This is a genomic window from Streptomyces pyxinae (genome assembly GCF_024756275.1).
Classification (GTDB): domain Bacteria; phylum Actinomycetota; class Actinomycetes; order Streptomycetales; family Streptomycetaceae; genus Streptomyces; species Streptomyces pyxinae.
This window is the reverse complement of sequence record NZ_JANUGQ010000031.1, coordinates 58,755-80,301: the sequence shown is the minus strand read 5'-3', so window position 1 is coordinate 80,301 and position 21,547 is coordinate 58,755. Positions and strand designations below refer to the sequence as shown.

At 76.2% G+C, this 21,547-nt stretch carries 11 protein-coding genes; 6 read left to right on the top strand and 5 right to left on the bottom strand.

The features are described from left to right. The first annotated feature begins 27 nt into the window (after positions 1 to 27). Together NX801_RS26765 and NX801_RS26760 are read left to right on the top strand one after the other, a co-directional pair. Positions 28 to 2,367, top strand: a complete 2,340-nt coding sequence (locus tag NX801_RS26765; RefSeq protein WP_428986244.1) for a CDP-glycerol glycerophosphotransferase family protein — start codon at positions 28 to 30, stop codon at positions 2,365 to 2,367. Between the two features lie 473 nt (positions 2,368 to 2,840). Continuing rightward, positions 2,841 to 4,544 (top strand): glycosyltransferase family 2 protein, encoded by a 1,704-nt coding sequence (locus NX801_RS26760; RefSeq protein ID WP_258790509.1) that lies wholly within the window; start codon positions 2,841 to 2,843, stop codon positions 4,542 to 4,544. Positions 4,545 to 4,641: 97 nt separating this feature from the next. Here the strand turns inward: NX801_RS26760 and NX801_RS26755 are convergent, their stop codons facing one another. From NX801_RS26755 to NX801_RS26735, 5 genes are all read right to left on the bottom strand, one after another. Then, entirely contained in the window at positions 4,642 to 6,993 is a 2,352-nt protein-coding gene (locus tag NX801_RS26755) for a bifunctional glycosyltransferase/CDP-glycerol:glycerophosphate glycerophosphotransferase (protein WP_258790508.1), read from the bottom strand. Between the two features lie 129 nt (positions 6,994 to 7,122). Beyond that, complete coding sequence (locus tag NX801_RS26750; RefSeq protein ID WP_258790507.1) at positions 7,123 to 8,049, bottom strand: carbohydrate ABC transporter permease; 927 nt, start codon at positions 8,047 to 8,049, stop codon at positions 7,123 to 7,125. Next, positions 8,046 to 9,311: a carbohydrate ABC transporter permease gene (locus NX801_RS26745; protein ID WP_258790506.1), complete on the bottom strand. Its 1,266-nt coding sequence runs from the start codon at positions 9,309 to 9,311 to the stop codon at positions 8,046 to 8,048. The genes NX801_RS26750 and NX801_RS26745 overlap by 4 nt, the downstream gene beginning before the upstream one ends. 220 nt (positions 9,312 to 9,531) lie before the next feature. Then, complete coding sequence (locus tag NX801_RS26740; protein WP_258790505.1) at positions 9,532 to 10,908, bottom strand: ABC transporter substrate-binding protein; 1,377 nt, start codon at positions 10,906 to 10,908, stop codon at positions 9,532 to 9,534. A gap of 198 nt (positions 10,909 to 11,106) precedes the next feature. Further along, complete coding sequence (locus NX801_RS26735; RefSeq protein ID WP_258790504.1) at positions 11,107 to 14,691, bottom strand: FHA domain-containing protein; 3,585 nt, start codon at positions 14,689 to 14,691, stop codon at positions 11,107 to 11,109. A gap of 739 nt (positions 14,692 to 15,430) precedes the next feature. Between NX801_RS26735 and NX801_RS26730 the strand changes: the two genes are divergently transcribed. The 4 genes from NX801_RS26730 (at position 15,431) to NX801_RS26715 (ending at position 21,484) form a co-directional block, all read left to right on the top strand. Then, positions 15,431 to 17,293 (top strand): serine/threonine-protein kinase, encoded by a 1,863-nt coding sequence (locus tag NX801_RS26730; RefSeq protein ID WP_258790503.1) that lies wholly within the window; start codon positions 15,431 to 15,433, stop codon positions 17,291 to 17,293. A 209-nt stretch (positions 17,294 to 17,502) separates the two neighbouring features. Beyond that, positions 17,503 to 18,789, top strand: a complete 1,287-nt coding sequence (locus NX801_RS26725) for a serine/threonine-protein kinase (RefSeq protein WP_258790502.1) — start codon at positions 17,503 to 17,505, stop codon at positions 18,787 to 18,789. 141 nt (positions 18,790 to 18,930) lie between these two features. Beyond that, positions 18,931 to 20,037 carry a peptide chain release factor 2 gene (gene prfB, locus NX801_RS26720; protein WP_258790501.1) on the top strand — a complete coding sequence of 369 codons (1,107 nt, stop codon included), beginning with the start codon at positions 18,931 to 18,933 and terminating at the stop codon, positions 20,035 to 20,037. A 451-nt stretch (positions 20,038 to 20,488) separates the two neighbouring features. Beyond that, positions 20,489 to 21,484 (top strand): hypothetical protein, encoded by a 996-nt coding sequence (locus NX801_RS26715; RefSeq protein WP_258790500.1) that lies wholly within the window; start codon positions 20,489 to 20,491, stop codon positions 21,482 to 21,484. Positions 21,485 to 21,547: the final 63 nt, after the last annotated feature.

Sequence of the window (21,547 nt, the reverse complement as noted above, 5' to 3'; positions counted from 1 at the left end):
GACAAGGACCGCCCCGCCCCCATGCCCATGCGCATCCCCACCCCCACGCCCACCCTCAGCGTCGTCGTCTCCGGCACCGCCCCGCTGAGCCTGCTGCGCGACTGCCTCGCCAGCGTCACCGGCCAGTGGCAGCCCGGGCTCGACATCGTGGTGGCCGTCACCGACGCCACCGCCCGGGCGCTCGCCCGCGACCATCTGCCGAACGACCCGCGCGTCACCCTGGTCACTGTTCCGTCCAGCACCGGTCCGGCCGGGGCGCGGGCCGCCGGGGCGCGGGCGGCCACCGGCACCCACCTGCAATTCCTGCGTGCGGCCGACCGGTTGCCGCCCGGGACCGCGGCGGAGCTGACCGACCGGCTCGCCCGGCTGAGCGGCCCGGGCGCCGCCCCGGAACCGCCGCCGGACCTGCTGCTCTGCGACCACCGGCGGACCCTCTGGGGCGAGCCGGCCGCGCCCGGCGGGGACGGGGCGGTCCTGGAGCGGCCCGGCGGGACGGCCACCACGGTCGCCCGCCGCCCCGATCTGCTGGAGCTGCCGCCGGTGCTGGGCACCCGGATCGTGGCCGCCGCGCTGCTGGCCGAGCACCCGGAACTGCTGGGCTCCGGCGACGAGGACGAGCTCTACCTCGCGTACGCGCTGCCGCTGCTGGCCCGGTCGATCAGCTGCTGCTCCACGGTGGCCCTGGTCCGGCGCCCCGAGCGGCCCGCCCAGCGCCGGGCGGCCGGCCCGGAACGGCACCTCGCGGTCTTCGACCAGTACGAGCGGCTGCACCGGCTGGCCGCCGCGGCCGGACTGTCCGCCGCCCCGCGCGCCCGGCTCTACGACCGGATGGTCACCGATCATCTGGCGACCCTGGCCCGGCGGGACGAGCTGCCGCCCGCGCTGCTCACCGACTACTTCCGCCGGGCCGCCGCCCAGGCCGCCCGCTTCCGGCCCGAGGGACACCGGGGCCCGGGCGGCCTGGAGGGCGTACGGCGGGGGCTGCTCGGCCAGGACGCCTACCTCGGCTACCGGCTGCTGCGCGCCGCCAACGACCGGCGCCGTGCCGCCCTGGCCGTCGCCGCCGGGGCGGGCCGGCGGCTGGCCGCGCTGGGCGGCGCGCACCGCTACCGCCGGGCGCTGCGGCGGCGGGCCGACGAGGACCTGGCGGTCTTCTCGGCGTACTGGAACCGGGGCGTCCACTGCAATCCGGCCGCCATCGCCGCCGAGCTGGCCGAACTGGCCCCGGACATCCGCCGGGTGTGGATCGTGGAGGAGGACCGGGTGGAGCTGCTGCCGCCCGGCACCGAGTACGCCGTCCCCGGCACCGCCCGCTACTGGGAGGTGCTCGGCCGCGCCACGTACCTGGTCAACAACGTCAACTTCGCCAACGGCGTGGTCAAGCGGCCCGGTTCGGTCCACCTCCAGACCCACCACGGCACCCCGCTGAAGCGGATGGGACTCGACCAGAGCGGCCACCCGGCGGCGGCCCGGGGGTTCGACTTCGCCTCCCTGATGGAGCGGGTCGACCGCTGGGACTACAGCCTCTCCGCCAACCGCCACTCCACCGAGACCTGGCAGCGCGCCTATCCCTCCGGCTACCGCTCGCTGGACTACGGCTATCCGCGCAATGACGTCTACTACCGGGCCACCGCCGCCGACGTCCGCGCCGCCCGCGCCCGGCTGGGCATCGCCCCGGGGCAACGGGCCCTGCTCTACGCACCCACCCACCGCGACTGGGAGGCCGGCTGGACCCCGCGCCTGGATCTGCCCCGGCTGGCGGACCGGCTGGGCGAGGACACCGTGCTGCTGGCCCGGGGGCACTACTTCCACGCCGGGCCCCCCTTCCACGCCGGGCAGGGCGCACACGGCGGGCCCCCCTTCCACGGCGGGCGGGCCGGATACACCGGATCCGGCGGCCAGGCGGGTCCGGCCGCGTTCCGCCACCCCCGGGTGCTCGACGTCACCGGCTGGGAGCCGGTCGAGGAACTGTGCCTGGCGGCCGACGCGCTGATCACCGACTACTCGTCCCTGATGTTCGACTACGCCAACCTGGACCGCCCGATCCTGATCCACGCCGACGACTGGGAGACCTACACCCGGGTGCGCGGGGTCTGCTTCGACCTCACCGCCGAGCCGCCAGGACCGGTCACCCGCGACCAGGAGGAACTGGCCGCCGTGCTGGGCGACGACACCTGGTGCGGCGAGGCCGCCGCCAAGCTGCGCCACGACTTCCGGCTGCGGTTCTGCGAGTACGACGACGGGCGCGCCGCCGAGCGGGTGGTGCGGCGCGTCTTCCTGGGCGAGGGCGAGGAGACCCTGCCGCCCGTGCTGCCGCCGCACCGGCGCACTCCCGCCCCGACGCCCGAGGAGGCGCAGCGCCCATGACCGGCCCCGAGGACCCCGCTCCGGCGCCGCCCGCGCCCCCGGCCACGCCCGGGCCTCCGGCCGTACCGGCGCTTCCGGCCGGGCCCGCTGCTCCGGCCGTGCCCGTGCCCCCGGACGTGCCGGCGCTTCCGGCCGCGTCCGGCCGGCCGGTGCCTCCGGACGTGCCCGCCGCGCACCGGGCCGCTCTGCCCGCCGGCGTGCCCGTCCCGCCCGCGCCCCCGGCTGTGCCGGCGCTTCCGGCCGCGTCCGTGCCGGCCGCGCCTCCGGCTGTACCCGCGCTTCCGGCCGCGCCCGCCCCGGCCCCCGCCCCGGCCCCGGTCGGTGCGCCCGCCCGGCCGCCGGCGCCGCTGGTCGTGCCGGCCCGGCCCGCCGGGCCACCGGCCGTCCCCGCCCCGGTGCCCGCCGCGGCTCCCGCCGGGTCCGTCCCGGCCGGGTCCGTCCCGCTCGGGGCGGGGCGGGCGGAGGTGACCGTGGTGGTGATCGTCCACAATGACGCGGGACGGCTGCCGAGGGCGGTGAACTCGGTGCGCCGGGGGACCCACACCGCCGTCGAGATCGTCATCAGCGACGACCACTCCACCGACGACACCCCCGCCGTCGCCGCCGCGCTCGCCGCCCGGGACCCGCGCGTCCGGGTGCTGCGGCTGGCCGAGAACAGCGGGGGCTGCGGCGCTCCCCGCAACCGCGCGCTGGCCACCGTACGGACGCCGTTCGTGATGTTCCTGGACAGCGACGACGAACTGCCGCCCCGGGCGGTGGAGATCCTGCTCGCCGCGCACGCCGGGAGCGACGTGGACTTCACCATGGGCGCGGTGGAGCGGGTCCGTACCGACACCGGGCAGGTCTCCCGCTGGATGGGGCATCTCTTCGAACAGCCGCGCACGGTGTACGGGCTCGCGGCGGAGCCCCGGCTGCTCTTCGAGCCGCTCTCCACCAACAAGATGTACCGCACCGGGTTCCTGGACCGGCACGGGCTGCGCTTCCCGGAGGGACTGCACTACGAGGACCAGCTGTTCTCCGCCAGGGCCTACACCCTGGCCCGGGCGTTCACGCTGGTCACCGAGGTGGTCTACCGCTGGTACATCGACCCGCACGCCCGGGCGGGCGCGGCCACCATCTCCAACCGGCGCCATCTCATCGGCAATGTCCGGGACCGGGTGACGGTGGCCCGGATGATCGACCGGTTCCTGGCCGACCGGGCGGTGCCGCAGGAGGTGCGGGAGGAGAAGGACTACAAGTTCCTCGCCCACGACCTGCGGCTGTACGCGGGCGATCTGCCGTACCGGGAGACCGGCTGGGTCGCGGAGTTCGCCGCCGAGACGGTCCCCTATCTGGACGGGCTCTCCGACTTCGCCTTCGGCCGCCTCGGCCGGGACGAACGGGTCGTCATCGGCCTGCTCCGGGAGGGCCGGTACGCCGAGGCCCAGCTCGCGGCGCGGGGCCTCGGCGGCGGGGCGGGCCCGCGCGCGACGGTGACGGACACGCGCGGGCGCGTCTACTGGGGCGGGACGCTCCCGGCGACGGCGGCCGGGCGGCGGGACCTGGAGGTGACCGAATGGGACCTGCCGCACTGCCCGTTCGGCGCCGCCCGGTTCCGGCACGAGGCGGTACGGGTGGCCCGGGGGCCCGGTTCGGTGGTGGAGCTGACGGTACGGACCTGGGACCCCGGGCTGCGGCTGGCCCTCGCCCCGCACCCGGCCCGGCTGCACATCGCGCCCGGCGGCCGCCGCACCACCGTGCCGCTGCGGCTGGAGCCGGCCGGGCGGGGCGTCTTCGAGGGCACCGCCCGGCTGGACCTGGCGGCGGTGGCGCTGCCCACGCTCGGCTTCCCGGGCGCCCGGCACCCGGTGGTGGAGCTGCCGGGCCCCCGGGACGACCACCGCCCGGGCCCGGCCGCCGGACGCCGAACGGGCCCGGTGCCTCCGCCCGGGCCCGGGGCCGGGGCGGGGCCGGTCCACACCGGGCCGCTGCTGGCGCCGCTGGACCTGGCACCGTTCGAGATGGCGGGCGCCGGCCGGCACCGGGTGACGGTCGGGCCCGAGGGCCGGGGCGCCGGCCGGCTCCAGCTCCGCTGGCACCCCCGGGGCGCCGCGCACCGGCTGCTCGCCCCGCTCCTCCGCCTGGCCCGCCGCCCGGGCCCGGCCCGCCGGCTGCTCCGGACTCTGACGGGGACGTGAACCGGGCGGGCGCCCGCCGGTGGTCCCGCCCGGAGTGCGCCGGGGCACGCCCGGAGCGTACGGCCCGGTCCGGAGCCCGGGGCCCGGCCGCCCGGGGTCAGCGGGGGGCCGGGAAGAGGGGGGCGGGGGTGGCGGCCGGGGCGGGGGTGCGGCCGGCGTCCGGGACGACGGGCGGCTGCCCCTCCTCGCCCAGGAAGACATGGCGCACCACCCGCTCGGCCGCGTGCCCGTCGTCGTACGGGCAGAACCGCGCCCGGAAGGCGGCCCGCAGCCGGTCCGGGTGCTCACCGCGCCAGCGGCCGGAGCGGAAGACCTCGGCCAGCTCCTCCTGGCCGGCCGTCACCGGGCCCGGCGGGCACTCCCGTACGTCGAAGTAGACCCCGCGCGCCGCCGCGTAGGCCGCCCAGTCCGGGGTGTGCAGCACGATCGGCCGGTCCAGGCCCGCGTAGTCGAACATCAGGGAGGAGTAGTCGGTGACCAGGGCGTCCGAGGCGAGGCACAGCTCCTCGACCGTGAGCGGGCCGGCCGCGCCGGAAGCGCCCGCCCCGGCGGAGACGTCGATGAGCCGGGGGTGCCGGGCGGCGTCCGGGAGCCCGCCGGGGTGCCGGCCCGCGGGAACCGGGTCCGGGACCGTGGCCGGGGCGGGGACCGGGGCCGGGGCGCCGAGGACCGGGTGCGGCCGGACGAGCAGCACGAAGCCGGGGCCCAGCGTGGTGAGCAGCCGCTCCGGGTCCAGCAGGGCGGGCTGCGGGCGGGCGTAGTCGCGGTGGGTGGGGGCGTAGAGGATCGCCGTATGGCCCTCGGGAATGCCCAGCGCGGCCCGCAGCCGGGCCACGTCCTCGGCGGTCGCCCGCTGGAAGACGTCATTGCGGGGGGAGCCGTACTCCAGCATCCGGTAGGGCGCCGGGTAGACCCGCTCCCAGACGAGTGAGGAGTGCCGGTTGGCCGAGACCAGATAGTCCCACTTGTCGATATTGCGGAGCAGTGCCGGAAAGTCCATCGAGCCGCCCGCCGCCGGCCGGTACTGGAGGTCCAGGCCCATGTGCTTCAGCGGGGTGCCGTGCTGGGTCTGGACGAACACCTGGCCGCGCCGCTTGACCAGCCGCCGGTCGAAGTTGACGTTGTTCACCAGGTACCCGGAGCGGGCCAGCGCGGTCCAGTACGCCGCCGTGCCCGGCACCAGTACCCGGGTGCCCGGCGGCACGGTGGCGGCGTGGCCGGGCGCGCAGATCCAGGCGGTGCGGACACCCGGGACCAGCGCCCGCACCCGCTCCTCGATCGCCGCCGGGGAGCAGGCGTACCCCCGCGCCCAGTAGGCGGCGAACACCGCCCGGTCGGCGCGCACCGGCAGCCGGAGCTGCACCCGGTAGTGCAGTTGGAGCAGCGCGCCCCGCAGCGCCCGCGCCATCAGGGCGGCGCCCGCCCGGGCGCGCCGGGCGCCGGTGCGCGCCGCCATGACCGCCCGGTAGCCGCGACGGCTGCCCAGCCGGACCAGGGCGTGCCGCAGCCGGGTGGTGGCCTTCGGAGTGGCGCCGGGCGTGCGGTACCGGCGGTAGTGCGCGCGGGCGCGCCGGAAGAAGGCCGCCCGGGTGCCCCGGGGGAGCCGGCCGGGCGCGGAGAAGACCGAGGTGAAGTGGTCGACCATCCGCCGGAACAGCACCGGCCGCCAGCGGGCCAGCTCCGGGCGCGCGTCGATGAAGGCGAAGACCCGGTCGTACTGCTCGAAGAGCTCGAAGTGGCGCACGCTGGTGGTACGCAGGATGGAGCCGGTACGGCGCTGCCGGTAGTGCACGCACACCCGGTCCAGGGTGGCGATCGAGCCGGCCGCCATCAGCACCGGATAGGTCCAGGGGGTGTCCTCGTAGAAGCCCGGCGGGAAGGCGAATCCCTCGCGCTCCAGGAACTCCCGCCGGTACGCCTTGTTCCAGACCACCATCAGCACCTTGAGCAGCCCCGGCCGGTCGGCCAGCGTGAAGGGCGCGGGCCCCGCCTCGTCCAGCTGGACCCGGAACTCGTGGCGCACCGCCTCGCCGGACCAGTAGACCCGGGCGTAGTCGTGGACCAGCACGTCCGGGTCGCCGGTCTCCTTGAGCCGGTCCGCGATGGCCTGGAGGCTGCCCGGTACGAGGGTGTCGTCGCCGTCCAGGAAGAGGACGTAGTCGCCGGTGGCGTGGGCGAGCCCGGCGTTCCGGGCGGGGCCGAGCCCGGTGTTCTCGGGCAGGTGCAGGGCGACGACCCGGCGGTCCCGGGCGGCGAACGCGTCGATGACGGCCCCGCTGCCGTCCGGGGAGCAGTCGTCCACGACGATCAGTTCGAGGTCGCAGGCGGGGCCGCCGCAGCCGGTGCCCTGGCAGGAACCGGCACAGGACTGGGAGAGCACCGACTCCAGGCAGGCGGCCAGATACGCCTGGACGTCATGGACGGGGACGATCACGCTGAACCGGGGCATGGCCCGGCAACTCCCCGCCGGGCCCCCCGGTTACGTCGGCCGTGGCATCCGGGGGACGGGCCGTCCTGGCGGCCCGCGCCCGGCGCGCCCCCGGGACGGCGGCCGGGCCCGCCGCCTCACCTGCCGCGCCTACTTCACCGCGCCCGCCATCACCCCGGAGACGAACTGCCGCTGGAAGGCGAAGAAGACGACGAGCGGGATCACCATCGACACGAAGGCGCCCGGCGCCAGTACGTCGATGTTGTTGCCGAACTGCCGGACCTGCTGCTGGAGCGCCACCGTGATCGGCGGCGCGTCGGAGTCCGCGAAGATCAGCGCGATCAGCATGTCGTTCCACACCCAGAGGAACTGGAAGATGCCCAGCGAGGCGATGGCCGGTCCGCCCAGCGGCATGACCACCCGGACGAACAGCCGGATCTCGCCCGCCCCGTCGAGCCGCGCCGCCTCCAGCAGTTCGCGCGGGATCTCCGCGAAGAAGTTGCGCAGCAGGAAGATGGCGAACGGCAGTCCGAAGGCGGTGTGGAAGAGCACCACTCCGAGGGTGGTCTCGAAGATGCCGATCTCCCCGAACAGCCTGGAGACCGGGACCAGGGCGACCTGCACCGGCACCACCAGCAGCCCGACCACGGCCAGGAACCACCAGTCCCGGCCGGGGAACTCCATCCAGGCGAAGGCGTATCCGGCCAGCGAGCCGATGACCACCACCAGCACGGTCGCCGGGACGGTGATCAGAAGGGTGGAGAGCAGCGAACCGGTGATGGTGTCGTTCCTCAGCACGTTCGCGTAGTTCTCGGTGGTCAGCTGGGCCGGGGCGGTGAACACCTCCCACCAGCCGCTCGCGGCGATGTCGGCGGGCGAGCGCAGCGAGGAGAGCAGCAGCCCGACCGTCGGCATCAGCCAGAAGAGCCCGACCAGGACCAGGAAGACCCGGACGGCGCCCCCGCCGGCCCGGGCGGCCAGCCGGGCGGCCGGGGACCGCCGCCGACCGGTGGCGGCGGGGGCCCGCCCCGGGACCGGGGCGGGGGTGGCGGCGGGCGGGGGAGCGGTCGTCGTCATCGTCGCGACTCCTTCCGGATGCGGCGGATGTTGAAGACCATCACCGGGATCACCAGCAGCAGAAGGAGTACCGAGATGGCGCTTCCCACGCCGAGATGGGCATCGGTGCCGAACGAGGAGCGGTAGAGCTGGAGGGCGAGCACATTGGCGTCGTCCTCGACCGAGCCGGGCGCGATGATGAACACCAGGTCGAAGATCTTCAGTACGTTGATCATCAGGGTGACCAGCACCACCGCCAGCACCGGCGCCAGCAGCGGCACCGTCACCCGGCGGAAGACCTGCCACTCGCTCGCCCCGTCCACCCGCGCCGCCTCCAGGAGTTCGCGCGGCAGCGCGGCCAGCCCGGCGGCGATCAGCACCATGGCGAACCCGGCCCACATCCAGACATAGGAACCGATGATCGCCGGTGTGACCAGGGACGGGCCCAGCCAGTCGACGCCGTTGTAGCGCTCGTGGAAGTTGGACTCGGGCAGCCGCAGCAGCGCGCCGTCCGCCGAGGCGGGCAGGGTGAAGGAGCCGTCGGGCCCGGCGGTGGCCGTGGCGACCACCCGGCCGTCCTTGACCGCCTCCACCTTCAGCCCTTCCAGCCCCCGTTCCCGCGGGTCGACGACATTGGGCTTCCCGCCGCCGCCCCGGGTGAAGTCCAGCCACGCGGTGCCGGTGATCCGCCCGTCACCGCCGGCCTCCGGCCGCTTGGCCGGCCGGGCGTCGCCGGGCAGGTCGGCGGGCGCCACCCCGACCAGCGGCAGCAGGGCGGGCGCCCCGGCCCGTACCGGCTCCTTGGTGATGTACGCCCCACCGCCGGCCGCCTTCAGCGGATGGACCGGCAGCGGGTGCGCCCGGGGGTAGCCGGCCGACTCGGCGAAGGTGTCGTGCACGCCCACCCAGACGGCGTTGGCCACGCCCCGGTCCGGATTCTGCTCGTACACCAGCCGGAAGATGATCCCGGCGGCGAGCATGGAGATCGCCATCGGCATGAAGACGATCAGCTTGAACGCCGTGCCCCAGCGCACCCGTTCGGTGAGCACCGCGAAGATCAGCCCCAGCGCGGTCGCCACGGTGGGCGCCACCACCACCCAGATCAGATTGTTCTTGACGGCGGTGAGGATGGTGTCGTCGGTGAAGATCTCGACGTAGTTGTCCAGTCCGGCGAAGGAGTCACCGGACTGGTCGAAGAAGGACCGGTAGACCGAGTACGCGATGGGATAGACCACCAGCGCCCCGAGCAGCACCAGCGCCGGAAGCAGAAACCCCGCCGCCACCGCCCGCCGGGTCCCGGTGACACTCCGGCGGCCGGGGACGGCCTCGCGGGTCCGGCCGGGGCCGGAGCCGGGCGTCCGGCCGGTACGGGGGGCCGGGACCCGGCCGGACCCGGGGGTGTCCTGGCGGGGGCCGGAAGTGGCCGCCCCCGCAGGCCCGTTGGAACCTTCCGCCCGGGGGGCGCCGCCGGCGGCGCCCCCCGTCGTCTCCGCTGCCACGGCGTCAGTCCTTGAACGCCTTGGCGGCGTCGGCCTCCAGCCGCGCCTGCGTACCGGCCACGTCCTTCGGGTTCTTCAGGAAGTCCTGAAGCGCCTTCCACTCGCCCTTGCCGGGGGTGCCGCCGAAGGACTGCGGCATCTGGTCCGACATGTCGAAGCGGAAGGTGTCACCCGCCGCGATCAGCGCCTCGGCGATGTCCCGCTGCACGTCATTGGGGTACACACCCGGGTCCAGGCTCTTGTTGGGCGAGACGAAACCGCCCTCGGCGGCCCGGATCCGGGCCGCGTCCGGGGAGGCGAGGAAGGTCAGCAGCGCCTGGGCGGCGGGCTTGTCGGTGAGCGCCACCGCCACATCGCCGCCGGTCACCACCGGGGCCTTCGCGCCCACCGCCGGGAACGGGAACACCTTGGCGTCCGTCCCCAGCCTCGCCTTGGTCTGGGCGATGTTGATCGCCACGAAGTCGCCCTCGAAGACCATCGCGGCCTTCGCCCGGTCGCCGCCGGTGAAGGTCTGGGTCACCGACGCCGGGAACTCGGTCTGGAGCGCCCCGTCGGCGCCGCCCGCGATCAGCTCCGGCTTGCCGAACAACCCGGCGAGGGTGGTCAGCGCCTGCTTCACCGAGGGGTCGGTCCACTTGATCTTGTGCTGGGCGAGCTGGTCGTACTTCTCGGTACCGGCCTGCGAGAGATAGACGTTCTCGAACCAGTCGGTGAGGGTCCAGCCGTCCGCGCCGCCGATCGACACCGGGGTCACCCCGGAGGCCGAGACGGTCTCGGCGGCGGCGAGGAACCCCTTCCAGTCCTTGGGCTCGGAGACCCCGGCGGCCTCGAACACCGCCGTGTTGTACCAGATCAGTGACTTGTTGGCGGCCTTGAAGTACACCCCGTACGGCGTCCCGCCGACCGCGCCCAGCTCCTGCCAGCCCTTGGAGTAGTTCTTGGCCAGCTGCTCCTTCGCCCCGGGCCCGGCGGGCTTGGCCCACTTCCGCTCCACGGCCTGATGGAGCGCGCCGACCTGCTGGAGCATGGCGACGTCCGGCGGGGCGCCGCCCGCGATCTTCGTACCGATGTAGTTGAGCATCGCGTCCTGGGTCGGGACGTACGAGACCTCGGCGCCGGTGCGCTTCTCGAACTCGTCCAGCACCTTGGTGAAGGCGGCCTGCTCCGGGCCCGTCCAGACGGCCACCAGCTGGACCTTCTGGCCGTTCAGCCGGGGCAGTTGGACCGTGGGCGCGGCGGTGCCGCCCTTGGTGGGCGAGGCGCTCCGGTCCTTGCCGTCGGCGCCGCTGCCGCTCCCGCCGCCCCCGCACCCCGCGAGGGCGAGCGCTCCGACGGCCGCCAGCACCACGGCGGCCCCGCGTGGCTGAAGAGTTCTCCGCATCACTGCCCCGTTCTCTCCGCACGCGTGTCTCTCCGTGCGCGTGCTCCGTCCCGTCCGACAGGTCTACGCCGGGGTCAGGGGGGCCGCAATACCGCGTCCGGGGCGCGGCGAGCGATCGTGATCGGCTCGTGACGTTCGCTCAACGCCCTTGGGTGGCGCGGGTGTTCGGTGCTGGAGTGAAAGGGGAAGCGGGTGGTGTCACGGGTGTGCGGGGGAGAGGCGGGGCGGCGGGGACGCCTCCACCGACCGGGCGGCCCGCTCCAGCGCGCTGGCCAGCAGCGCCAGATCGGTCGGGCCGTTGCCCAGTTCGCGGACCGGGCGGCGGGCGGGCGGGTCGCCCATCCGCTCCCACTCCAGCGGGACCACGGTGGGCCGCAGGGTCGCCGTGCGCGGGATGCGCCCGGTCACCCGGCCGCCCTGGAACGGGGTCACCCGGCCGTCCGGGTGGAGCAGCCGCCCCCGCCCGGGTGCCGGGTCGTCCGGACCCGGCGCGGCCGGCGGGGCGTCCAGCTCCACCCGCAGCCGCGCCGCCCGGGCCGGCTCGGTGCCGGGGGCCCGGCCGGGTCCGGCCGAGGTGGCGACCAGATGGACGCCGAGCCGGCCGCCCTCCCGGGCCACCGCCTCCAGGGCCCGGACGACCGAACCGGCGGCCGGGCGGCCGGGGCTGCCGAGCGCCGGGGCGACCAGCGCGTCGTAGTCGTCCACCAGCACCACCAGACGGGGCAGCTCCGGTGCGCCGGCCGCCGGCCGGTGCGGCTCCGGAAGCCGGCCGGGCGCGGCCGGTCCCTGGCCCCCGGCGACCTGGCCCCGTACCGGCGCTCCGCGCTGGGCCTGCGGGGGGACGGCGGGCGCCCCGGCCGCACGGGCCGCCGCCGGGGAACCGGTGGCGCCGGGGGCTCCGGTACGGGAGGGTACGGAGGGCCCCGTGGCGCCGGGCGCTCCGGTGGCGGCCGTGACCCCGGTCGTACGGGAGGAGCCGGGCGCTCCGGCAGCGGCGGCGGCCCCGGCTCCCGGGAAGCCGGCCGGACCGCCCGATCCGCCCGGGGAGCCGGATCCGCCCGGGAAGCCGGCCGGGCCCAGCAACTCGGCGCGCCGCTTCAGCTCCGCGCCCAGGGCCTGGGCGAACATCCGCATCCGCACCGGGTCCGAGGCGACCAGGTGCTCGGTGGCGTGCGGCAGCTCCGTACAGGGGGCGAGGCCCTCGCCCCGCTCCGCGCCCGAGCCGTCGACCAGCAGCAGCCCCAGCCGGTCCGGGCGCGCCCCGGCGGCCAGCGAGGCGGCCACCGACCGCAGCAGCTCCGTACGGCCGCTGCCCGGCGGGCCCTCGATCAGCAGATGCGGGCCCTCGCCGGCCAGCTCGGCGGTGACCGGTCCGCGCGCTCCGGCGCCCAGCACCGCCGTGGCCTCCGGCGCGGCGGCCCAGCGGGCCATCAGCGAGGCGGGCGTGGCCCGGGCCAGCTCCAGTTCGTCCAGCAGCCGGGCCGTCCGGGGCAGCGCCGTCGCGGCGGCCCGGCCGCGCGGCACGGCGCCCTCGGCCCGCAGCGGGGCAAGCGCCCGGGCGAACCGCTCGGCCCAGGCGGCGGACACCGCGTCCACCCCGGCGACCGTGCCGTGCCCGGCCGGGCGGCCCCCTGCGGTGCGCAGCAGCCGCAGCGCCGTCGCCACGTCCCCGCTCAGCAGCGCGACCGCCCCGCACTCGCGGAACGGCAGCAGGGCGGCGCAGGCCGTCTCATAGGTGGCGGCCACCGGCGAGAGCGGCGAGGCCGCCGGGGTCTCGGCCAGGCACACCAGATGGATGCCGGCGGCGGCGCCCGCCCCGGCCAGCCGGGCGGTGGTCTCCCGCAGCGCGGCAGAACCGGGGTCGCCGTCGACCACCACCACCGTGTACGGGCCCTCGAACCGGGCCGCCGCCTCCGCGACCGCCCGGTGATCGGCGCTGGCCCAGCCGGTGCCGAGCGGGCTCTCGTCCAGCCGCCGGGTCAGCTCGGCCGTCCGCGCCTCGGCCTGCTCGCGGTCGTACGCCAGCAGCAGCCGGCAGTCCTGGCCGTGGGCCGGGCGCAGCTGCGGCAGCCAGCCCAGCCAGGCCCACTCCCGCCGCCGGTCGGCGAGCGGCCGGGCCCGGTCGGCGCTGATCAGCACCAGCTCCAGATCGGCCGGTGAATGCAGGGCGGCGAGCTGCGCCAGCACCGAGCGGGCCAGCCCGGCCAGCCGCGCCCGGGGCCCGGCCAGGCCCAGCGAGCCCGCCTCGCGCAGCCCGACCGTCACCGGCACGGCGGGCAGCTCCGCCCGGTCGGCCGTGCCGAGCCGGACCACCAGGGCCTCCGGGTGCTCCGGGCCCCGCTCCCAGAGCCGGGCGCCCGGCCCGAGGGCGGTGAGCAGCACGGCGGCCGGGTCCGGCCAGGACTCGCCGGCCGGACCGCCCGACGGGGCCGCGCCCCCGCCCCGGGGTGCCGCCTCCGCGCCGGCCGGTACGGCCCCGGGGGCCGCCTCGCCGTCGTCCGGACGGCCGCCACCCCCGGTCAGCCGCCGCGCCCAGGCGCCTATGCCCCGCCGGCGCCGGGTGCCGCCCCGGTCGTCGGCGCCGGCCGGATCGTCCGTCCCGGCCCGGCCCTGGGCACTGGCCCGGCCCTGGGTACCGGCCCGGTCGTCCGTCCCGGCCCGGCGCGGTTCCCCGGCCGGGTACGGCTCCGGGGCCGGCGCGTACGGCCGGTGGTCCGTCCCGTACCGCTCGTCCGCTCCGTATCGCTGGTCCGTGCTGTACCGCTGGTCCGCGCCGTGCGGCAGCCCGCACGGCGCGGGCGCCCGGGTCTCCGCGCGCCCCTCGTGCTCCCTGTGCTCCCCGCGCCCGGGGAACTCTCCGGCGTACTCCGCGTGCTCCCCGGGGGCGTCCGTGCCGTCGGGGAGCCGGATCCCGCGCGGCGGCGTCGATCCGGAGGGGCGCCGCCCGGCGGCCGGCCCGGAAGCCCCATCGGCCCGCCCCGGGGCCGCCGGGGTCCCGGCGTCCCGCCCGGCGGTCACCGCGCCGGGGCCCGGGACCGGCCGGGACGCGGGCACCACGGGGACGGCCCGCGCCCCGCCGGCGGAGGCGTCGGGCTCGGCGCCCGCACCGGGGTCGGCCGGGACGGGCGCGGACCGGGGGCGGACCCGGAGCCGGCCCTCGCCGTCGGGGGCCACCGGCAGCGGGGCCACGTCCGGCGCGGGCGGTCCGGAGGCGAGCCGGAGCGCCGACTCGCCGAGCCGCAGCAGGGCGCCGGGCGCCAGCCGGACCGGCCGGGCGCCGACCTCCGTGCCGTCCAGGGTGGTGCCGTTGGTCGAGCCCGGGTCCTCGACGGTGACCCGGCCGTCGTCGCCGACGGTCACCACGCAGTGCGTCCGCGAGACGTCCGGGTCGTCCAGCGGGACATCGGCGTCGGCCGCCCGGCCGACCCGGACCCGGCCGGCGTGCAGCAGATGGACACCGCCCGCGTCGGGGCCCGCCACCACATGCAGCCGGGGGCCGGCGCCGGGCACGGGTGCGCCCTCCTCGCCGGGGACCTGGAGCGAGAGCACCGCGCCGTCCGTCAGGGGCGGCTCGCCCAGGGTGCGGCGCTGGGCGTCGAGCCGCTCCCGGCCCGCGTGGAAGACGGGGGTGCCGGTGGTGTCGGGGCCCGCCACGGCGGCGGCCAGCTGCGAGGCCACGGCGGCCAGGGCCGTCCCCGAGGGGGCGGTGACGAGCACGTCGCGGACGCGCCCGGCGGACTGGCCGGCGGGCGGCGGCGCGAGAACGGTCAGCCGGATCTGCATCGCCGTCAGGTGGTCCCTTCTGCGCGACGCGTCCGGCGGGGGAACGGCGCGTCGATCTCCCCCACCCGGCGCGGACGCGTCGTCCGGTACAGGTCGGCACGGTCCGTACGACCCCTCGGCCGCACGACACGACGTGCTGGGGGCATCTTTCCACCTGCCGCCGACAACGCGTCCGCCGACCGGCCATAAGTGATCTTGAACGATCACCGGCCCGCACGAAAACACCAGGACACGCGGCTCCCGCGTCCGCCCGGGGACCGAGCCTGGCTCGTTCCTGGCAACCAATGACTGGAAACGGACGTCTTTGCCCAGGAGTCCACCCGGCCCGCGGGACCCGCGAAGCCGACCGGGTCACCGGACCGGCGGTCACCGGGTCACCGGACCGGGACACCGGATCACCGGGGCGCCGGGAACCGGGGGCCGAGGACGGACCGACGGGCCGAGGGCGGACCGACGGGCCGAGGGCGGACCGACGGGCCGAGGACGGACCGGACAGGCCGAGGACGGACCGGACGGGCCGACGGGCCGACGGGTCGCGAGTGGAGCCGGCGGCAGGGACCCGGGAAGGGGAAGAGGCCCCTGGAAGCCCCGGCCCTCACGGCGGGCCCGGCCCACCGGGGCGGGCGGCGGCTGGCCGGGGCTGTGCCCCCGGTCACGCCCTACAGTGGACCGGACACCCGGACGGGCCGGCGCAGGAGCCCGGACCGGGCAGGAAACACGATCGCAGGGAGCGCATGACGTGCGGCCGGTAGGGAGCAAGTACCTCCTGGAGGAACCGCTGGGACGCGGCGCCACGGGAACCGTCTGGCGGGCACGTCAGCGGGAGACGGCGGGCGCCGAGGCGGCCGTGGCGGGCCAGCCCGGCGAGACCGTCGCGATCAAGGTCCTCAAGGAGGAGCTGGCCAACGACGCGGACGTGGTGATGCGCTTCCTGCGGGAGCGCTCGGTGCTGCTGCGGCTGACCCACCCCAATATCGTCCGCACCCGCGACCTGGTGGTGGAGGGCGATCTGCTCGCCCTGGTCATGGACCTGATCGACGGCCCCGACCTGCACCGCTACCTCCGGGAGAACGGGCCGTTCACCCCGGTCGCCGCCGCCCTGCTCACCGCCCAGATCGCCGACGCGCTCGCCGCCAGCCACGCCGACGGGGTGGTCCACCGGGACCTGAAGCCCGCCAATGTGCTGCTCTCCGAGCGGGACGGCGAGATGCACCCGATGCTCACCGACTTCGGCATCGCCCGCCTCGCGGACTCCCCGGGGCTCACCCGCACCCATGAGTTCGTCGGCACCCCCTCCTATGTGGCGCCCGAGTCCGCCGAGGGCCGCCCGCAGACCTCCGCCGTGGACATCTACGGCGCCGGCATCCTGCTGTACGAGCTGGTCACCGGCCGCCCGCCGTTCGCCGGCGGCACCGCGCTCGAAGTACTCCACCGTCATCTGAGCGAGGAGCCGCGCCGGCCCTCCACCGTGCCGGACCCGCTCTGGACGGTGATAGAGCGCTGCCTCAGCAAGGCTCCGGAGCGCCGCCCGTCGGCCGAGAACCTGGCCCGGGCGCTGCGCACCGTGGCCGGCGGCATCGGGGTGCACGCCACCCCCGCCGGGATCGAGGCGGCCGAGGGGGTCGCCGCGCTGCTCGGGCCTGACCCGTCCCCGGCGCCCGTCCCCGGCGCCCCGGGTGTCCCCGGAGCGGCCGACCCGACCCAGGTGCTGCCGAACACCCCGGGGCAGGGCGCCCATCCCGGCCGGCCCGGACAGTACGACCCGGCCGCCGCCACCAGCGTGCTGCCGACCAGCGGTCCCGGCGACCGTGCCGGTGCGCCGGGTGCCGCCGACCCGACGGCGGTGCTCCCGACCAGTGGCTCCGGCGGCCGGCCCGGCGGACCGGGCGGCCAGGCCGATCCGACCGCCGTGCTCCCTCCCGTACCGCCGCGTCCGGACGAGGCGCCGCGCCCGGAGGACCCGCACCCCTGGCAGAACCAGCTGCGCGCCGCCCGGGACCGCAACGAGCAGACCCAGCTCCACTATCTCGACCCGTCCGAGGACCCGCTGCGCCGCCGGCCCCAGCGCCGCCCGCAGCAGCCGCCGCAGGCACCCCCGGGACCCCCGCGGCAGCAGTATCCGCCGCGCCCGCCGCAGAACCGGCCGCCGCAGCACTCCCAGCCGCAGCCGTACGCGCCCGCGCCCCAGTACCAGCAGCCGTACGCGCCCTCGCAGCCGTACCAGCCGCCCCCGCAGCAGTACGCCCCGCAGAGCCGGCCGGCCCCCCAGGCACCGCCGCCGCAGGCCCAGCCGCCGGCCCCGCGCCCGCCCCGGGAGCCGCGCCCGCCCCGGCAGCGGAGCGCCAACCCGATGCGGATCCCGGGTCTCGGCTGCCTCAAGGGCTGCCTCTTCACGATCGTGCTGCTGGTGGTCGCCGGCTGGCTCGTCTGGGAGCTCACCCCGCTCCAGGACTGGGTGGCCCAGGGCAAGGGCTACTGGGAGGCCATCGGGGACGGGATCTCGAAGGTCAGCACCTGGGTCTCCGACCTCATCGACAGCGCGGGCGGCAGCGGCGGCGGGACCGGTGGTGGAGGCGGCGGAGGCGGCACCTCCGGTCAGTGATCCGTGTCACGGCGCGCACCCGGCCGGAGCCGTTCCGGCCGGGTGCGCGGCCCTGATCGTTCCGGCGTGGTTCCGGGTGTCTTCCGGCCGGCGGGGTGCCGACTCCATCGCTTTGTCGACTTCTGGGCGTGTTTCCGGCCCGGAAGTGAGCACGTCACCCCTTCGGCCGCGTAACTTTGTGGCGAACGCCAGCCGCTGAGGGAGCAGTCGTGGCACGGAAGATCGGCAGCCGGTACACGGCCCACCAGATCCTGGGGCGGGGCAGCGCCGGCACGGTGTGGCTCGGCGAGGGTCCGCGCGGGCCCGTCGCCATCAAGCTGTTGCGCGAGGACCTCGCGTCCGACCAGGAGCTGGTGGGCCGCTTCGTCCAGGAGCGCACCGCCCTGCTCGGGCTCGACCACCCCCGGGTGGTGGCCGTCCGCGACCTGGTGGTGGACGGCAACGACCTCGCGCTCGTCATGGACCTGGTGCGCGGCACCGATCTGCGCACCCGGCTCGACCGGGAGCGCCGGCTCGCCCCCGAGGCGGCCGTCGCGATCATCGCGGACGTCGCCGAGGGGCTGGCCGCCGCCCACGCCTCCGGGGTCGTCCACCGGGACGTCAAGCCGGAGAACATCCTGCTCGACATGGAGGGACCGCTCGGCCCCGGCGGTGCCCATCCGGCGCTGCTCACCGACTTCGGCGTGGCCAAGCTGATCGACACCCCCCGCCGCACCCGGGCCCAGCGGTCGGGCGGCGGGCAGTCCCCGGCCGCCGCCGGCATCCTCGGCACTCCGGACTATCTGGCCCCCGAGATCGTCGAGGGGCTGCCGGCCCGGGCGGCGGTCGACATCTACGCGCTGGCCACCGTCCTCTACGAGCTGCTCGCCGGGTTCACCCCGTTCGGCGGCGGCCATCCCGGCGCGGTGCTGCGCCGCCATGTCACCGAGACCGTGGTCCCGCTGCCCGGCATTCCGGACGAGCTCTGGAAGCTGATCGTCCAGTGCCTGGCCAAGGCGCCCGCCTCCCGGCTGCGCGCCTCCGAGCTGGCCGCCCGGCTGCACGACGTGCTGCCGCTGCTGGCCGGGCTGCCGCCGCTGGACGTGGACGAGCCGTACACCGAGACGGCTTCCGTCCCCGACCCCGCCCCGGAGCCGTACGGGGAGGACCCGTACCCGACGCTCACCGAGGGGCCGCGCCGGGCCGCGGTGCCGCTGGTGCCCGGGTCCGCCACCGACTCCAGCCGCGACACCCACACCTCGATGCGGGTCCCGGCCCCCGACGAGCTGGCCGGCGGCCCGCTGGGCACCGCCCGGGCGCCCCGGCCGGCCGGCGGCCACCGCCCGGGCGCGGCCCGGCACAAGTCGGCGGCCGTCCGCAAGCGCCGGATCACCGTCGGGGTGGCCGCGCTGGTCCTGGTCGCGGCGGCCGGGGTGGGCGGGTACGCGGCGGTGAGCGGCGACGAGACCGCGCCCCCGCCCCAGGACTCCAAGCGGTCCGCCCCGACCCTGCCCTGAGCGGGCCCTCCCGGTCCTGTCCCGTACCGGACCCCGCCGGGGCCGAGTCCGGTACGGGTCCCCGTCCCCTTCCGTCCCGGTCCGCGCCCTTCCCGCCCCCGGCGGGGCCGGGCCGGCGCGGGCAGCCGTTACGCTGGTGTGGTGGCAGTCGTCGATGTATCCGAAGAGCTGAAGTCCCTCTCCTCGACCATGGGGTCGATCGAGGCCGTCCTGGACCTCGACCGGCTGAGGGCAGACGTCGCCGTGCTCGAGGAGCAGGCCGCGGCCCCGTCCCTGTGGGACGACCCGGAGGCGGCGCAGAAGATCACCAGCCGTCTCTCGCACCTCCAGGCCGAGGTGCGCAAGACCGAGGCGCTGCGGGCCCGGATCGACGACCTGGCGGTGCTCTTCGAGCTCGCCGAGGCCGAGGACGACGCCGACACCCGCGCCGAGGCCGAGGCCGAGCTGGTGTCGGTCCGCAAGGCGCTGGACGAGATGGAGGTCCGCACCCTCCTCTCCGGCGAGTACGACGAGCGCGAGGCGCTGGTCAACATCCGCGCCGAGGCGGGCGGGGTGGACGCCGCCGACTTCGCCGAGCAGCTCCAGCGGATGTATCTGCGCTGGGCCGAGCGGCACGGGTACGGCACCGAGATCTACGAGACCTCGTTCGCGGAGGAGGCCGGCATCAAGTCGACCACCTTCGTCGTCAAGGCCCCGTACGCCTACGGCACCCTCTCGGTGGAGCAGGGCACCCACCGGCTGGTCCGGATCTCCCCGTTCGACAACCAGGGGCGCCGCCAGACCTCCTTCGCGGGTGTCGAGGTGCTGCCGGTCGTCGAGCAGTCCGACCACGTCGACATCGACGAGACCGAGCTGCGGGTGGACGTCTACCGCGCCTCCGGCCCCGGCGGCCAGGGCGTCAACACCACCGACTCCGCAGTGCGCATCACCCACCTCCCGACCGGCATCGTGGTCTCCTGCCAGAACGAGCGCTCCCAGATCCAGAACAAGGCGAGCGCGATGAACGTCCTCCAGGCCAAGCTGCTGGAGCGCCGCCGCCAGGAGGAGCAGGCCCGGATGGACGCCCTCAAGGGCGACGGCGGCAACTCCTGGGGCAACCAGATGCGTTCGTACGTCCTCCACCCGTACCAGATGGTCAAGGACCTGCGGACGGAGTTCGAGGTCGGCAACCCGCAGTCCGTGCTCGACGGTGAGATCGACGGCTTCCTGGAGGCCGGCATCCGCTGGCGCAAGCAGTCGGAGAAGTAGGACAAGCGGCGGAGCGACGGCGCCTGACCGGCCGTCCCGCCCCGCCGTTCGGCGCCCGCCCCACCCCGGGGCCGGGCGCCTTTCGCTTGCGGGTGTCCGGGCGGACGGTGGCGGCTGGCGCAACCGTCGCGAGCCGCTCATGACTTCGCTGCCGCAAGCGTCAACTCGGTCGTCCTGGCGCTATGTCGACAAGGAAACCGCTTCCCGGTCGCCCTCTCGTCCCCTTCGCCACGGCGTTGGTCACACTTGCATCGTCGCAGCTCAGGCACAGCACTCCATTTCGGGCATTGCGCGCGCAACCGCCTTGACGCGCCCCCGGGAAACCGGAAAGCTGGCGCGCGGCATGCGCATGACTGCGGCGTGTGTGATCGGGGGCGGAGCAGCAAGGCCCTCAGTGTCCGCGCCCGGCGCGCAGCTCTATCGACGCAGAGCTACTGGGGGTAGCAACCAGATGACCAACAAGACGCGGATCCGCGTGGCGCGGATCGTCGCCGGCGCGGTGATCGCCGCCGGCGCGTCCCTGACCGCCGCTGGAGCCGCCTCGGCCACCGGCCTGATCGACAGCCACAAGACCGCCTTCGACGGCGAGACGCCCGGCGGCGGCGTCGGTGACGGCGACGACACCGGTGGCGACGAATCCGGTGGCACCGACCCCGCCGGCGGAGTCGACGGCGGCAACGAGACCGCGGGCGGTAACGAGACTGCCGGTGGTAACGAGACCGCGGGCGGCAATGAGTCCGCCGGTGGCAATGAGACTGCCGGTGGTAACGAGACCGCGGGCGGTAACGAGTCCGCCGGTGGCAACGAGACCGCCGGTGGCAATGAGACCGCGGGCGGCAATGAGTCCGCCGGTGGCAATGAGTCCGCCGGTGGTAACGAGACCGCGGGCGGCAATGAGTCCGCCGGTGGTAACGAGACCGCGGGCGGTAACGAGTCCGCCGGTGGCAATGAGTCCGCCGGTGGTAACGACACCACCTCGGGCGGCAACAACACCACGTCCGGCGGCAACCAGACCGGCGGCAACCCCACCACGGGTGGCGACCAGACCGGCGGGAACCCCACCACGGGCGGCGGCTCCGGCTCCGGCGGCGGCAGCGCCACCGGTGGCTCCGGGACCGGCGGCTCCGGGACCAGCGGCGGCTCCGGCTCCGGCGGCAGCGCCGCGACGGGTGGCGGCTCCGGCGGCACGGTCCCCAACGGCGACTCCGGCGCCTGCGCCGTGGGCCTGGACGGCGTCGAGTGCGTCGACAACGCCGCCGCCAACAACACCAGCACCGACTCGGCCGGCTCGCAGCCGGTGCAGCAGGGCGAGGCCAAGGAGGAGCTGGCCGCGACCGGAGCCGGCGAGACCTCGTTCCTGCTGATCGGGGCCGCGACGATGATCGCTGGTGGCATCGGCTTCCGGATGCTCCCGCGCCTCGTCGCCGGTGGCCGCGCGGCCGCCTGAGACCGGCCCGGAGGCGCCCCGTCCGGCCCCCTGAGGCCATAGGCGCCACCACTACCGCGCCCA

What these genes read in the sequence shown, in the direction of transcription:
- NX801_RS26765 (WP_428986244.1), top strand. Translation starts at nt 28, where the DNA reads ATGCGCATCCCCACCCCCACGCCCACCCTCAGCGTCGTCGTCTCCGGC.
- NX801_RS26740 (WP_258790505.1), bottom strand. Translation starts at nt 10,908, where the DNA reads ATGCGGAGAACTCTTCAGCCACGCGGGGCCGCCGTGGTGCTGGCGGCC.
- NX801_RS26750 (WP_258790507.1), bottom strand. Translation starts at nt 8,049, where the DNA reads ATGACGACGACCGCTCCCCCGCCCGCCGCCACCCCCGCCCCGGTCCCG.
- NX801_RS26755 (WP_258790508.1), bottom strand. Translation starts at nt 6,993, where the DNA reads ATGCCCCGGTTCAGCGTGATCGTCCCCGTCCATGACGTCCAGGCGTAT.
- NX801_RS26715 (WP_258790500.1), top strand. Translation starts at nt 20,489, where the DNA reads ATGACCAACAAGACGCGGATCCGCGTGGCGCGGATCGTCGCCGGCGCG.
- NX801_RS26735 (WP_258790504.1), bottom strand. Translation starts at nt 14,691, where the DNA reads ATGCAGATCCGGCTGACCGTTCTCGCGCCGCCGCCCGCCGGCCAGTCC.